General features: G+C 44.1%; 17 protein-coding genes. 6 read left to right on the forward strand and 11 right to left on the reverse strand.

Features of this window, described 5'->3' with window-relative positions:
- Nucleotides 1–291 precede the first annotated feature (291 nt).
- Entirely contained in the window at nt 292–513 is a 222-nt protein-coding gene (locus PO830_RS11825) for a Kazal-type serine protease inhibitor family protein (protein ID WP_272853782.1), read from the reverse strand.
- A 118-nt stretch (nt 514–631) separates the two neighbouring features.
- Here PO830_RS11825 and PO830_RS11830 point away from each other — a divergent pair, with 118 nt between their 5' ends.
- Together PO830_RS11830 and PO830_RS11835 are read left to right on the forward strand one after the other, a co-directional pair.
- On the forward strand, nt 632–1,003 hold the full coding sequence (locus PO830_RS11830; protein ID WP_272853783.1) for a rhodanese-like domain-containing protein: 372 nt from the start codon (nt 632–634) through the stop codon (nt 1,001–1,003).
- Nucleotides 1,004–1,006: 3 nt separating this feature from the next.
- Complete coding sequence (locus PO830_RS11835; RefSeq protein ID WP_272853784.1) at nt 1,007–1,597, forward strand: methyltransferase; 591 nt, start codon at nt 1,007–1,009, stop codon at nt 1,595–1,597.
- A 59-nt stretch (nt 1,598–1,656) separates the two neighbouring features.
- Here the strand turns inward: PO830_RS11835 and PO830_RS11840 are convergent, their stop codons facing one another.
- The 7 genes from PO830_RS11840 to PO830_RS11870 all read right to left on the reverse strand — a co-directional run bounded on the left by PO830_RS11840 (nt 1,657) and on the right by PO830_RS11870 (nt 7,396).
- Entirely contained in the window at nt 1,657–2,520 is an 864-nt protein-coding gene (locus PO830_RS11840) for a M57 family metalloprotease (protein ID WP_272853785.1), read from the reverse strand.
- A 152-nt stretch (nt 2,521–2,672) separates the two neighbouring features.
- Nucleotides 2,673–2,948 carry an ATP-dependent Clp protease adaptor ClpS gene (locus PO830_RS11845; protein ID WP_272853786.1) on the reverse strand — a complete coding sequence of 92 codons (276 nt, stop codon included), beginning with the start codon at nt 2,946–2,948 and terminating at the stop codon, nt 2,673–2,675.
- An 8-nt stretch (nt 2,949–2,956) separates the two neighbouring features.
- Nucleotides 2,957–3,790 carry a 50S ribosomal protein L11 methyltransferase gene (prmA, locus tag PO830_RS11850; protein WP_272853787.1) on the reverse strand — a complete coding sequence of 278 codons (834 nt, stop codon included), beginning with the start codon at nt 3,788–3,790 and terminating at the stop codon, nt 2,957–2,959.
- Complete coding sequence (tpiA, locus tag PO830_RS11855) at nt 3,791–4,540, reverse strand: triose-phosphate isomerase (RefSeq protein WP_272853788.1); 750 nt, start codon at nt 4,538–4,540, stop codon at nt 3,791–3,793.
- Nucleotides 4,541–4,550: 10 nt separating this feature from the next.
- Nucleotides 4,551–5,624 (reverse strand): ABC transporter permease, encoded by a 1,074-nt coding sequence (locus tag PO830_RS11860; RefSeq protein ID WP_272853789.1) that lies wholly within the window; start codon nt 5,622–5,624, stop codon nt 4,551–4,553.
- Between the two features lie 3 nt (nt 5,625–5,627).
- Nucleotides 5,628–6,848 carry a BT_3928 family protein gene (locus tag PO830_RS11865; protein ID WP_272853790.1) on the reverse strand — a complete coding sequence of 407 codons (1,221 nt, stop codon included), beginning with the start codon at nt 6,846–6,848 and terminating at the stop codon, nt 5,628–5,630.
- A complete protein-coding gene (locus tag PO830_RS11870) occupies nt 6,845–7,396 on the reverse strand; it encodes a DUF1599 domain-containing protein (protein WP_272853791.1) in 552 nt (183 codons plus the stop codon). Before PO830_RS11870 ends, PO830_RS11865 begins: the two co-directional genes overlap by 4 nt.
- Nucleotides 7,397–7,448: 52 nt before the next feature.
- Between PO830_RS11870 and folP the strand changes: the two genes are divergently transcribed.
- The 3 genes from folP to PO830_RS11885 are packed head-to-tail and all read left to right on the forward strand — an operon-like array spanning nt 7,449 to nt 9,954.
- Entirely contained in the window at nt 7,449–8,279 is an 831-nt protein-coding gene (folP, locus tag PO830_RS11875) for a dihydropteroate synthase (protein WP_272853792.1), read from the forward strand.
- Between the two features lie 34 nt (nt 8,280–8,313).
- A complete protein-coding gene (gene cdaA, locus PO830_RS11880; RefSeq protein WP_272853793.1) occupies nt 8,314–9,099 on the forward strand; it encodes a diadenylate cyclase CdaA in 786 nt (261 codons plus the stop codon).
- 9 nt (nt 9,100–9,108) lie between these two features.
- Nucleotides 9,109–9,954 (forward strand): DUF3667 domain-containing protein, encoded by an 846-nt coding sequence (locus PO830_RS11885; RefSeq protein ID WP_272853794.1) that lies wholly within the window; start codon nt 9,109–9,111, stop codon nt 9,952–9,954.
- Here PO830_RS11885 and PO830_RS11890 read toward each other — a convergent pair.
- Together PO830_RS11890 and truA are read right to left on the reverse strand one after the other, a co-directional pair.
- The gene (locus PO830_RS11890) at nt 9,918–11,681 is read right to left on the reverse strand and encodes an ABC transporter ATP-binding protein (RefSeq protein ID WP_272853795.1); all 1,764 of its coding nucleotides are present in this window, start codon (nt 11,679–11,681) and stop codon (nt 9,918–9,920) included. The two genes, PO830_RS11885 and PO830_RS11890, sit on opposite strands and share 37 nt — an antisense overlap.
- A 2-nt stretch (nt 11,682–11,683) precedes the next feature.
- Nucleotides 11,684–12,442, reverse strand: coding sequence for a tRNA pseudouridine(38-40) synthase TruA (gene truA / locus PO830_RS11895; protein WP_272853796.1), 759 nt, complete (start codon nt 12,440–12,442; stop codon nt 11,684–11,686).
- A gap of 80 nt (nt 12,443–12,522) precedes the next feature.
- Between truA and PO830_RS11900 the strand changes: the two genes are divergently transcribed.
- Nucleotides 12,523–13,014: a metallophosphoesterase family protein gene (locus tag PO830_RS11900; protein WP_272853797.1), complete on the forward strand. Its 492-nt coding sequence runs from the start codon at nt 12,523–12,525 to the stop codon at nt 13,012–13,014.
- A 60-nt stretch (nt 13,015–13,074) separates the two neighbouring features.
- On the opposite strand, the gene PO830_RS11905 is transcribed toward PO830_RS11900, so the two are convergent.
- Nucleotides 13,075–13,485, reverse strand: a complete 411-nt coding sequence (locus PO830_RS11905) for a DUF4293 domain-containing protein (protein WP_272853798.1) — start codon at nt 13,483–13,485, stop codon at nt 13,075–13,077.
- Nucleotides 13,486–13,616 lie beyond the last annotated feature (131 nt).

Below are 13,616 nucleotides of genomic sequence, written 5' to 3' on the forward strand. Positions count from 1 at the left end.
CACTCCTGCCGAGCCTGCCTGCCGGCAAAGGCAGGGTCACGAATAAATCGAAAGCAAGCTAAAACAAATAGCTTGCTTTTTTGTCTTAGTGCAGTTTTGATTTTCAGCGCGTAGCGCTAAGGATCATGAGCGACAGCGAGTAATCCTTCTTACCATACGTACCTTTAAGCTCGCTTGAGCGTTTTTTTGTTTGGGCTATTTTCAAAGCGGAGCTTTGTCAGGAAGTGAGTGAAACGATCACTCCCGCCAAGCCGGCCTCCCGGCAAAGGCAGGGTCACTACACTCAAAAAACTAGTCACAGCTTCCCTGCGTCCATGTGGTGACACCACTTTTTCGGGCATGACATTCATTGCTATACGTAACCTGATTACACCCACAAACCGGAGCGTATTCGTAGGTGCAATAGCCTTCTTTTTCAATTTTTGATTCGTCAATACAAGTGGCTTCCGGAGTACTACCACAACTCCATCCTACCAGAAAGATTCCGATTACAACCATTATTTTACTGTACATAGATGTTGATTTTAGGAAAGGTAGCTATTTTTAGGCGATGTCTTTAGAACTAGCGGTACTTTCTGGCACCACCTAGAGAAGATCAATTTACGTATCTTTATGCCTTAAATGAATCATCATGAAATCACTTTTCTTTACATGTTTGGTTGCAATCACCGTGATCACTGCTTGTGCTCAGGAAACCAAAAACACAACCATACTTTCAAAGTCTGAGTTCCAAACAGAAATCAGCGATAAGGATGTGACGCTCATCGATGTTCGTACTGCGGAAGAATTTGAAGCCGGTCATATTGATGGAGCACAAAATATAGACTTTTTTCAAGAGCAAGCATTTCAGAAAAAATTCAGTGCTTTTGACAAGGATCAACCCATCTATATCTATTGTCGTTCCGGAAACCGAAGCGGACAAGCGAGTGAACGCCTTGAAGCCATGGGCTTCACCAAAATTTACGACCTCAAAGGCGGATATCTTGGGTGGGTAGCCAACTAAGCAATGGACCTCTCTGAGTCGTATTGGGAAGATCGCTATCTAGAAGGTAGCACCCGCTGGGACCTTGGCGCCATATCGCCACCTATAAAGGCGTATATAGACCAACTTGAAGACCGCTCCATTTCGATTCTTATTCCAGGTGCGGGATTTGGACATGAAGCTGAATATCTACATCATCAAGGCTTTTCAAATGTGACCGTGGTGGACGTTTCCGAAACAGCCCTTACACAGTTTCAGATGCGAGTACCCTCCTTTCCGAAGTCACATATCCTGAAGACAGATTTTTTCAAGCTCAACACATCCTACGACCTCATCCTCGAACAAACCTTTTTCTGTGCATTACCGCCAAGCCAACGTTTGGCCTATGTCAAAAAAACGCATGAACTTCTAAACAACAAGGGTAAATTGGTAGGATTGCTATTTAACTTTCCGTTGACAGCAGACGGGCCACCTTTTGGCGGGAGTCGCGCCGAATATGCCGCTCTCTTTGGCGCGTATTATGAATTAAAGGTCTTGGCATCCGCGTACAACTCAATTCCACCTCGACAAGGAAATGAACTTTTTATTCGGTTTGCCAAAAAACCAAAGGTGTAGCAAAAAAGAAAGTCCGCTTCGAGCGGACTTTCACATTGATGGTTAGATGGGTTACGTCATCAATACATATTGTTCAATGCCGTGATGTCGTTCGAATTAAATTCACCGCTCGCACCCGAGCTGAAGCAGGCAAGCATGATCGAACTAGAATCGTATCCTGTAGGAGTACCGTTTACATGAACCGCACCTACCGAACCGGAACCTTCGTTTACGTTTTGACCGCAACTCTGACGGCTAAACCAGTCGGTGTGACGAAATCCAACCGAGTGACCGATTTCATGCGTAATTACGTGCTCATTCACATTGGTAGAATAGCCATCTAAGTTATAGATCTGAACGAATTTGTACGGCAAACCATTGCTAGGAAACCCAGCACTACCACCGGCTCCTCCCGGATTGTTAATGGAATTGTCGTACACTACCATGTCTTTACTTTGGTAATTAGTACCAAAGGTTAGGGTGAAGCTAATACTCACCCCGTTAAGACGGTTGTAATTATTTACCGCCCATTGCAACGCCGTACGTGCTTTACTGGAGAGCGCCTGACTCCCACCGGTGTACCCGATGATCGAAATATTGCGTCCCTGACTTACTAAATTGAAGGTGCGGTACTGACGTTCATCAGTAGCATCCGCTAGTTGTTTTCCAAAATCTAGGATCTGGTCTTCAGTAAGCACCACATCTTCTTCAACAAAAATGCGTTCTTCTGTGGTTCCATCAGGAAAGTGAAACGTACCATAACGAACAAAGTTCGTGTTCATTTCCATCTTGTCTAATACATCCACCAGGTGTTGTGGAACTTCTTTGGTAAGATTGGCAGTAGGGTTTGTTTCGTTGGGTTGTGTCTCTTCATCTTTAGAACATGAAACCAACACGAGGCTGAGCGCCAGAGCGCCTAAAAGCCCAAATTTTAAATTCTTCATAAATAATAGAATTAATGATTAGTGATTAATTTTCTGTGGGGATATTCCTTCTAAAGATATGTATTTCTTAAAATAATCACAATAAAATTCACATTCATCTAAAATATTTAACATTTTAGTGCGAATCAATGAAGAATCTATAATTTAGTAATTTATTGAATTTCAGCCGTTAAACCTGCATCTAATAACATACTGCAGCGCGGCTCTAAGTCTTCGTAGGGGCCGGTTTTTACCGTACACTTTCCTTTGAAATGAACAATAATAGAACATTGTTCGGCTTGCTCGGGAGTGTGATCGCAAGCCATAATCAAGGTGTTGATAACGTAATCAAAGGTATTCACATCATCATTGAACAATACGATCTGATTTTCGGTCGCTTCTTGTTCCAAGACCTCCAGATCTTCCTGGTATTTTTCTCGGGTACTCATAACATCCTCTAAAGTACAAATTTTGCTGCAATCCATTGGTTCTTTTCTTTATTTCCAACGAATTGAAATCCCAATTTATTGCAAGCAGATTGTAAGATTGGCAAGTCTTCAGCGTAAAAGCCACTAAGGTATAATTCTCCCGGACTTCGCAGTGATTGTTTATACTTCGGAAGGTCTTCTAGTAGGATATTTCGATTGATATTAGCGATGACCACATCGTAGGTAGGACTGTTGGGCAGCACGCTAGCATCCCCGAGAGAGACCGAAAGATCACATTGGTTTCGCGTCGCGTTTTCGAGGCTATTTTCAACACACCAGGAATCAATATCAATAGCGGAAACCTCTTTAGCGCCCCGCATAGAGGCTAGAATTCCAAGCACCGCCGTACCACATCCCATATCCAGGACCTTTTTTACGTTCCAATCGTTCTCCAGAATGTATTCGAGCATCATAAAGGTTGTTTCGTGATGTCCCGTACCGAATGACATTTTAGGTTCGATTATGATTTCATACGGCACCTTTTTGGATTCGTGAAAGGGTGCTCGCACTCTACACTGATCTCCCACTTCTATGGGATGAAAATTTCGCTCCCATTCCGAATTCCAATTGACCTGCTCGATCTCCCGAAAGGTAAAGGAGATGGCCGCGATATCCGATTCAAAAACCTGTAGCTTTTTTACCAGATGGGGGTCTATCGCTTCCTTCTGAACATAGGCTTGCACCCCGGTATCCGTTTCCACAAAACTTTCAAACCCTAATACGCCCAATTGCGCAATAAGAATATCGGTTCCCGGTTGGGTAGGTTCCACCGTAAAATGGTATTCAAGATAGATCGGTGTCACTTAGAAGGAGTTGACAATTTCCATAAAGCTATCGACCGCCAAGGAGGCACCTCCAATAAGTCCGCCATCTACATCTTTTTTTCCGAAGATCTCAGTCGCATTGTTTGGCTTTACGCTTCCTCCGTATAAAATGGAAACTTCATCCGCAATCTTTTGGGACGCGGCAGCGGCAATTTCTTTTCGAATAAAGGCGTGCATCTCTTGCGCTTGCTCTGGCGAGGCCGTTTCTCCCGTACCAATCGCCCAAACGGGCTCGTAAGCCAAGATCACCTGTTTCCAACTGTGGTCTGAAATATGGAATAAAGAATCTTCTAATTGTTTTTTCACAACATCGAAGTGAGCATCCGACTTCCGGTCGTTTAGTTCTTCTCCAAAACAAAAGATGATGGTCATGTCTTCTTCTATGGCAGCATTTACTTTTTCGGCCAATGTATCATGGTCTTCGTTGAAATACGCCCGTCGTTCGCTATGCCCAATGATTACAGTATTGATACCAACGCTCTTCAGCATTTTAGCCGACACCTCGCCGGTAAAAGCGCCGTTGGCTGCCTGATGCATATTTTGCGCCACGGTAGTGACCGGATGGTCTCGAAGCGACTTATAGGTGTGGTGTAACTGTGTGAACGAAGGTGCGATCATCACCGTCACCTCTTCCGGAAATACTTGCTCTTTTAAGCCCACTAAGAAACTCTCGGTTTCCGCCAGATCGTGATTCATTTTCCAATTTCCGGCAACAATTTGTTTTCTCATAACTGTAGTGTTAAGTTCTAATTTTTGGATCTAACCATCCGTAAAGAATATCTACAAAAATATTAATTAGGATGAATAAGGTGGCTATAACCAGCACTGCCCCCATGATAATAGGGAGATCTAGTGTATTCAAAGCATCTACGATCTCCTTTCCCAAGCCGTTCCAACCAAAGATATATTCTACAAATACGGCTCCGGCTAACATCGAGGCAAACCAGCCCGAAACTGCCGTCACCACCGGATTTAATGCATTTTTTAGCGCATGCCGCTTCAAGACCTGATAGAAGGAGAGTCCTTTTGCCTTTGCCGTTCGGATATAATCCTGACTCAATACTTCTAGCAATGAATTTCGCATCAACTGACTAACCACGGCAAGCGGTCGAATACCCAGGACAATCGCAGGCAAGATGAGGTTCTTCCATTGTATATAAGTGCCTTCTCCAAAATCATCCACAGCGTACAGGCTGCCGGTCATGTTCAAATGGGTGTATTCATGCAATAAAAACCCAAAGATCCAAGCAAAAATGATGGCGCTAAAGAACGAAGGAACACTCATTCCCAAGGTACTTACCAATTGGATAAGTTGATCGGGCCAGCGGTCTTTATAGATCACCGAAATGATTCCGAAACCAATGCCTAAAACGATGGCGATCACTATGGCCGAAACTGCTAAAATAAAGGTGTTAGGTAGGGTTTCGGCAATGACTGCCGTTACCTTTTTTCCGTTTTTCTGAAAGGATTCGCGTAAATAAGGAGCTTTCAGGACCACAGTGGTCGTGCCCACAGTAAACAACGAGGTGGCTGCGTATTTATCTTCCGAAAGATACGTATACGATGAAGGGTTGGTGCTATGAAATGAAACCGGAGAGAGGTCATTTAAATAGTTCAAATACTGTTTGTAGATCGGTTGGTCGAACCCGTATTTCTTCTTAACAATGGCTAATTGCTCTTCGCTTTCATTTTGCCCTAGCATCATCCTCGCAGGATCTCCGGGAAGCAGTGTAAAGAGAAAAAAGATGACCGTCACCACGCCCCATAGGGTCAGTAAGGAATAGCCTATTTTTTGAAAGACATAGCGACTCACAGACTATTGATTATCAGCTTCGGTTGATATCGAGTCTTGCGCTAGACTATCCCCCTGATCAAGCGTATCAATTTCAAGGGTCGATTGCTCTGGGATCACTTCAATAGCTGGTTTGGGCACGCCTACTTTTTCCAATTGGAGGTCTTCCACATCATTCCAGTGAAGCTTTTGTAAAATGGTTCCTTCAGACAATTCTAACACCCCTGGGTTGCTGCGAACGATGGTTTTTAAGGTGGTCATGTCGCAGAAATAGAAATCAAAGTTAAGATCGTATTCTTCCGTCAAGGCTTCGGTTTTCTCCTGACTGCTGGCGGAAAGACCAATGACGCGATAGCCGTTTGCCAATGCTTTGTCGGTGACTTCCCGAACAGGAATAAACCCTTCCATCTCACTATTGCTCAAACTATAGGCGATCACAACGATGAGGTTCTCTTCGTTCAAGAAACGTTCGGTGTAATCGGCTCCATCGCGCTCCATACTAAAATCATGTATTGGTGGTTCGTACCCTTCCTGAATGTTTCGGGTTTCCACTTCCAAAAATGTTCCTTCTTGACTTGGATAATCGCCATTGGTGGTTACCACCACTTCTTCCCCATTGACGTCGAACTTCCAATCGTACTCAAAAATAGGCTGTGGCGCTCCCTCGGGAACCGTCATTCCTTCCTGAATGTTGGCACCAATCTTATAGGGTCTAAAGTCGACAATGGGCAAATGCATCAACACATGGTATCCTAACCAAAGACACAAGATGAGCGACACAAATACGGCGATGCTTCGTATAGATCGGGTAAAGAACGGCTGTATATAACGTCTTCCGAGGAACAAAATAAGGATTAACACAAGCAGTACAACATCTTTCCAGAAAGATTCCCAGGGCGTAAGTTTGAGGGCATCGCCAAAACAACCACAATCGGTTACCTTATTAAAGTAAGCCGAATAGAACGTAAGGAAGGTAAAAAACACGATCATAAGCAGCAGGCTCCACAGCGTGAATCGTTTGGCATATCCCAAAATGATCATGACCCCAAGCATCACCTCATACACCACGACAAAGATAGCAATGGCGAGGGCGTAGGGCACTAAGAACTCAAGGTTCAACACCTCGGGAGCGAAATAATCCTGAAGCTTAAATCCAAACCCCACCGGATCATTCAGTTTTATGAGTCCGCTGATAATGAATAAAATTCCGACGAATATTCTAGAAATTCCTACGAGTATTTTCATGATGGCTCTTGGTTTTGAGAAAGGTGGATCAAGGCAAAAACAGCGTAATTGATCATATCCTGATAGTTCGCGTCAATTCCTTCACTGACAATAGTTTTCCCTTCGTTATTTTCAATTTGTTTGACGCGTAATAGTTTCTGAAGAATTAGATCGGTCAACGAACTCACCCGCATATCGCGCCAAGCCTCTCCGTAATCGTGATTTTTATCAAGCATCAATTGCTTGGTAACAGCCACTTTCTCATCGTACAATTGCGTGGCCGCTTCCAGGGAAAGATCGGGTTGTTCTACAACGCCTTTTTCCAGTTGAATCAATGCCATTAGGGCGTAATTAATGATCCCGACAAATTCACTCGCTTCCCCTTCGTCTACGCGACGTTCGGAATTTTGTTGCAGACCGCGAATGCGCTGTGCCTTAATAAAGATCTGATCGGTAAGGGAAGGCAATCGCAGGATTCGCCATGCACTGCCGTAATCTTTCATTTTCTTCATGAACAGATCGCGGCATTGGGTGATGACGTCATTGTATTGTTTTGAAGTATCAGGCATCCCGTCTTTTAGATTTTGCGTAAATTTCGCTTAAATAAATCACTTTAGAAAATTGTATACACTTAATTGCCGCGGAACGCTAATCGACCTTAGTACGCCCAAAGTCATGGGAATTCTCAATGTCACTCCCGATTCATTTTACGACGGTGGAGCGCACGTGGAAACGCGCGAACTTGTCGCGAAGGCGGCCTTATTATTAGAAGAGGGCGCTACTTTTTTGGATGTGGGTGGTTACAGTTCACGTCCGGGTGCCGCGGCACTTTCCGAAGCTGAAGAAATCGAGCGTGTTGTTCCGGCGATTCAGGCCATTTTGGAAGATTTTCCCGAAGCACTCATTTCTATCGACACCTTTCGCAGCTCGGTGGCCCGGAACGCGCTTGAAGTGGGTGCGTGTATGGTGAATGATATTTCAGCAGGGGTTCAAGATCATGACATGTTAGACCTTGTGGCCGAATTTCAGGTACCGTATGTGATGATGCACATGAAGGGCACGCCTCAAACCATGACACAACACACCACCTACGAGCATCTCATTCTAGAGGTCAGGAAGCACCTCTCGGAACGAATGGCCGCAGCTCGAAAAGCCGGTATCAACGACCTCATTATCGACCCGGGATTTGGCTTTGCGAAAACAAGAGAACAAAATTTTGAGCTGCTCGCGGGACTCGACTTATTTCAAGAATTCGAAGTTCCTGTCTTAGTAGGTGTTTCGCGAAAATCGATGATCTACAAAACCCTGGGAATCACTCCTGAAGAGGCGTTAAATGGCACTTCTGTGCTACACAGCTGGGCCTTACAAAAGGGTTGCAACCTCCTTCGGGTACACGATGTAAAACCTGCCGTTGAGTGCGTTCAACTCTTTGAAGCTTGGACCCGCGGTTAAAAAAAATCTGTTACTTTTACACAAACCTTCGCCTGTGGAATTTTTAGACCTTTATAAGATCAGGATCATCGACATCATTGATATTGTTTTGGTTGCTTTTCTGCTCTATTACCTCTACAAGCTGGTAAAAGGTACCGTCGCCATTAACATATTTGTAGGTATCGTAATTCTCTACGGAGTCTGGAAGCTTACCGAATTGCTTCAGATGGAGCTCTTCAGTAAAATTCTGGGAGGCTTCTTAGGGGTGGGAATGTTTGCCTTGATTGTGGTTTTTCAGCAGGAGATCAGAAAGTTCTTATTGATGTTAGGGTCTACTAATTTCAATGCTCGAAAACGATTTTTCAGGCGCTTTAAACTGTCTTCCAAAGAAACTCATACGCTTCACAACACCAAGGCGATCGTGGATGCCTGCAGAAAGATGTCGAAAACAAAAACCGGAGCGCTTATCGTAATTCAGCGAAACAACAGTCTCGATTTTGTGAAAAACACAGGAGATGTGATGCATGCTGAAGTGAATCGTCCCATTATAGAAAGTATTTTTTTTAAAAACAGTCCGTTGCACGATGGCGCCATGATCATTGAAGATAACACCATTACAGCGACGCGTGTGATCCTACCGGTTTCTAATGACCGTAGAATACCGCAGCGTTTTGGATTGCGACATCGAGCCGCCGTGGGTATTACGGAAAAGACCGACGCGGTATGTTTGGTAGTTTCCGAAGAAAACGGACAAATTAGCTATTTAAAAGAAGGAGATTTTGTGTTGTTTGAAGATTTGGAAGAATTAAAAAATCAACTGGAAACAGATGTAACTCAATAAGGGGAAGACATGAAGCAGTGTAAAAATTGTGAGAAGTCGCTTTCGGAGGCGGCCCTCTATTGTGAAACGTGTGGTGCGCGATATGTAGATCACCGACTCACCTTGCGATACCTGGCTGAAGAAGGAAGTCGCTCTTTTTTCAATATTGATGCAAATAAACCGCTACGGACTTTCGTCGATCTATTCAAACGCCCGGAGCAGGTTATTGATGGATACATTCACGGAGTGCGGAAGCGCTACATTCATGTGATTGGCTATCTTACTATTGCGATCACAGTGAGTGGTTTCTTTATGTTTATCCTCCAAAAATGGGCGCCCGATCTATTTAATTCGATCTATGCCGAAATGTATGAAACCGACGTGCAGGCCGAGGCATTTAAAAGCTGGATGACCTTTACGTTAGAATACCAAACCCTGATCATCTTCCTGACCATTCCTATCTTAGCGGGGATCTCTAAATTGGTTTTTCTTCAGAATAAAAAATACAATTATACCGAACATCTGGTGCTCAACACCTACGCCTATTCGCATATTTCATTGGTGACCACACTGCTGTTTATCGTAACGTTTTGGGAGCCCTCGATTTTCAAATGGATTGCGGTAAGCACACTACCCATCCAGATCCTCTACTTTTCGCATGTACTGAAACGATTGTTCGCTCTCACCTGGACACAGTTGTTGTTGAAAGTACTCTTATTTCTGGTAGTGCTTCTGGTGGTCTACATTTTCTTGGTGATCGCCGCCATGATTTATATGTTCCTATTCACAGATTTCTTTCAGGACATGATAGAATTGGAAAAGGCAAAACGAGCCGTATCTTACGTGGTCTCTTCGGCCATGAACTGGACCTCGTAGAGGTTTCTGTAGAAGCCGTTTTCTTTTGCCAGTAGTTCTTTGTGCGTGCCCATTTCCACAATTTGGCCCGCGTCCATCACTAAGATTTTATCTGCTTTTTTGATGGTCGCCAGGCGATGCGCAATAACAATGGAGGTGCGTCCTTGCGTAATTTTATCGGTGGCATTTTGAATGAGTTCTTCGGAATAGGAGTCTACCGAAGAAGTGGCCTCGTCCAAAACCAGCACTCCCGGATTACTTACGTACGCTCGTAAAAAGGATATGAGCTGTCGTTGTCCGGAAGACAGCATGCTACCACGTTCTTTTACATTGTGATCATACCCGTTGGGAAGGGAGGTGATAAAGCGATGCACGCCAATTTCCTTGGCCGCATTGATCACGGTCTCTCTGGAAATGTCCGGATCGCCCAAGGTGATATTATTATAAATAGTATCGGCGAATAGAAAAACGTCCTGAAGCACTACGGCGATCTCCTTCCGAAGCGATACCAAGGTATATTCCCGAATTGAATTTCTGTCGATCAAAATATCACCCTCGTTGATTTCGTAGAAGCGAGACAACAGATTGATGATCGTTGATTTTCCCGCACCGGTCGCACCTACAAGCGCAATCGTTTCACCGGGATGCACGGTGAACGAAATATTCTTGATCACTCGTTCGTCTTCATTATATCCGAAGGCTACATTCTTAAATTCTATATATCCTTTGGTATCAGTGAGCGCTAAGCTTCCGTCGTCATCAATATGAGATTTGGTGTCCAAAATTCCGAAGACACGATTGGCGGCTACCATACCCATTTGTAGGGTATTGAATTTATCGGCGATCTGACGCAAGGGTCGGAATAACATTTGGGTCAATTCGATAAAAGCCACAATAAGTCCCAGGGTAATCGCGCCATTTTCAGTCACATTGAGTCCGCCATACCACACTAGGAGTCCAATGGCTACACTCGATGCCATTTCAGCGATGGGAAAGAAAAAAGAGTTATACCAAACCGTTTTGATCCAGGCGCTTTTGTGCTTTTCGTTGATGTCTTTAAAGATTTCGAATTCCTTCTTTTCTCGTGTAAAAATCTGAACGATCTTCATCCCGGTAATGCGTTCCTGAACGAAAGTATTGAGGTTGGCCACCTGATTTCGCACGTCCTCAAACGCCGTTTTCATGGCACGTTGGAAGACACGAGTCGCGTAGACAATAAGCGGAAGAATAGCAAAGATAATCAAGGAAAGGCGCCAACTTTGATACAGCATATATCCCATAATGACCAGCATTTTTAGCAGATCACTGATAATCATGAATAGCCCCTGACTAAAAATACTGGAGATGGTTTCTATATCGTTGACAGCACGTGTAGTGAGTCGTCCCACAGCGCTCTTGTCGTAGTATTTCATCTTAAAACTCAGCATCAATTTGAAGAGTTTTACGCGGATGTCTCGAATTACATTTTGTCCCAGCCAGTTGGCGTAATAGATGAAGGCAAATTGGAAGAGAACTTCAAACACCAGCACTGCTACCATGAGGGTTATGAATAGGAGAAGCGCATCGTTGTCTTTCGGCAAAATACCGTCATCGATGGCCTTCTGCAACAAATACGGGCGTAGTACCGATAAGCCCGACATTACTACCGCGGCAAACCCTACAAAATAGAAGGTCCATTTGTATGCATTGGTAAATTGCAGCAGTCTTTTAAAGAGTTTAAAATCGAATGCCTTTCCGGAGCTCGCCATAGTTAATCTGCGTGTTGTTTGAGAAAAATGTGATCGGGATATTGTACTTCCGTAAGATACAATCCATGTGCCGGTGCCGATGCTCCAGCTTGGGTTCGATCGCCGCTCGCTAAGATACGGCGAAAATCTTCAACAGCTTGTTTTTGGAGACCAATATCCATCAACGTTCCTACGATAGCGCGTACCATGTTCCGGAGAAACCGATCGGCTGTGATGGTAAAGATTAGCAGCTGGCCGCGTTGTTGCCAGTGCGCTTTCTGAATGTCACAAAGAAAGGTTTTTACATTCGAATGGGTGCGAGAGAAACACTCAAAATCCTGGTGTTCCAAGAGGATTGCTGCCGCTGTATTCATTCGGTCGATATCAGGAGTCCGATGTAATTGCCACGCTGTCTCTTGGAGAAACGGATTCTTATCAAGGGTAATCCAGTATTCATACGTTCGCGAGGTCGCATCAAAGCGAGCATGGGCATCGGGTGTTACGGGAATAATATTTTGAATGGAAATATCCTTGGGTAAAAATCGGTTGAGCTTAAACCGGGTCGCTTCCCTGTTGGAAATAGCATCGACATCCACATGAAAATACAGTTGTTTTGCATGTACTCCAGTATCGGTACGTCCTGCCCCGGTAATCGCAAGGGGCGTTCTAAAAAAGGTAGACATCGTTTGCTGCAAGACTTCCTGTACGGTAATGGCATCCGGCTGAATTTGCCAGCCGTGATAGTTTTTTCCGTGGTATGATATGTCGAAAAAGTAGCGCAATTCCGTTATTTTTGAAGGGACAAAAGTACGAAATAGGTCGGGTCTGCTGGCATATTTCAGAAAAACAACGCCTAGCGCTCATGACGAATATTCTGTTACTTAGTGATACCCACGGGCATATGGATAACACCATACTGAAACATGTGCAACAAGCCGATGAGGTATGGCATGCCGGTGATATTGGCACCTTAGCCGTTACCGATGCGATTGCTGAGCATAAGCCGTTACGTGCGGTCTATGGAAATATCGACGGAGCCGAGATACGGGCTAGTTTTCCATTACATCAACGGTTTGATTGTGAAGCGGTGTCGGTGTGGATCACACACATAGGAGGGTATCCCGGACGCTATAACCGAGCGTTGCTTTCCGAATTAAATGAACAGCCCCCCCGCCTCTTTATTTGCGGACACTCTCATATTTTAAAAGTGATGCCGGACAAAAAGAGAAAACTACTCCATATGAATCCCGGAGCCATCGGAAAACATGGGTTCCATCAGGTGCGAACCATGTTGCGCTTTCAGATTGACGGAAAAGAGATCAGGCAATTAGAAGTAATTGAAATTTCCCGATAAAAAAACCCCCGAAGTTGGCATTCTCCAGGGGTTCGCACTAAAATATACTAAGATGTTGTTTTAACGTAATCTATCCACAGATTTTACAAGGTCCTCGTCCCTTTTGATGGCCTTATTGGCCAGCACTAAAAAAACGATAGAAATGATGGGTAAAAGCACCCCAATACCCTTCTCTGAAACCAAGGTTTCTCCGGATAATGTTAGGGATCGATATACGAAAACGCCCAGTAATACAAAGTTTAATATGATGTTCAAGCGATTTAATACAAATTGTAATTGTCGCTTCTTAAAACTCAAAATGGTAATAATTGCCAATGCGATTGAAGCAAAGATCAAACCAAAAACAAGCGGTTCCTCTCTGGAAACAACGATGGCTCCTTCCGCATCTTCAACAACAGGAAACCATAGATACAAAGCGCCCATCGCCAAAATCGCAAGGATCATATATAGGGTTTGAATGCGCTGTAACATGGTTTCTTATTTGCAGGCAAAAATACAGCTTCTTTTAAAAAAAATACAAGCACAATATAAATTATTGTTGTATTATTGCAGTAACAATTCGTAACCACTTCAACGTGGGTTACTTAGTCTTCAAGAGTAAA

Origin of the sequence: Altibacter sp. HG106 (assembly GCF_028561755.1) — a bacterium.
In the GTDB taxonomy this organism is placed as follows: Bacteria; Bacteroidota; Bacteroidia; order Flavobacteriales; family Flavobacteriaceae; genus DFVG01.

What these genes read in the sequence shown, in the direction of transcription:
- PO830_RS11830 (WP_272853783.1), top strand. Translation starts at nt 632, where the DNA reads ATGAAATCACTTTTCTTTACATGTTTGGTTGCAATCACCGTGATCACT.
- PO830_RS11890 (WP_272853795.1), bottom strand. Translation starts at nt 11,681, where the DNA reads ATGGCGAGCTCCGGAAAGGCATTCGATTTTAAACTCTTTAAAAGACTG.
- PO830_RS11840 (WP_272853785.1), bottom strand. Translation starts at nt 2,520, where the DNA reads ATGAAGAATTTAAAATTTGGGCTTTTAGGCGCTCTGGCGCTCAGCCTC.
- PO830_RS11845 (WP_272853786.1), bottom strand. Translation starts at nt 2,948, where the DNA reads ATGAGTACCCGAGAAAAATACCAGGAAGATCTGGAGGTCTTGGAACAA.
- PO830_RS11900 (WP_272853797.1), top strand. Translation starts at nt 12,523, where the DNA reads ATGACGAATATTCTGTTACTTAGTGATACCCACGGGCATATGGATAAC.
- PO830_RS11885 (WP_272853794.1), top strand. Translation starts at nt 9,109, where the DNA reads ATGAAGCAGTGTAAAAATTGTGAGAAGTCGCTTTCGGAGGCGGCCCTC.
- PO830_RS11905 (WP_272853798.1), bottom strand. Translation starts at nt 13,485, where the DNA reads ATGTTACAGCGCATTCAAACCCTATATATGATCCTTGCGATTTTGGCG.
- PO830_RS11835 (WP_272853784.1), top strand. Translation starts at nt 1,007, where the DNA reads ATGGACCTCTCTGAGTCGTATTGGGAAGATCGCTATCTAGAAGGTAGC.
- tpiA (WP_272853788.1), bottom strand. Translation starts at nt 4,540, where the DNA reads ATGAGAAAACAAATTGTTGCCGGAAATTGGAAAATGAATCACGATCTG.
- PO830_RS11825 (WP_272853782.1), bottom strand. Translation starts at nt 513, where the DNA reads ATGTACAGTAAAATAATGGTTGTAATCGGAATCTTTCTGGTAGGATGG.
- PO830_RS11865 (WP_272853790.1), bottom strand. Translation starts at nt 6,848, where the DNA reads ATGAAAATACTCGTAGGAATTTCTAGAATATTCGTCGGAATTTTATTC.
- PO830_RS11870 (WP_272853791.1), bottom strand. Translation starts at nt 7,396, where the DNA reads ATGCCTGATACTTCAAAACAATACAATGACGTCATCACCCAATGCCGC.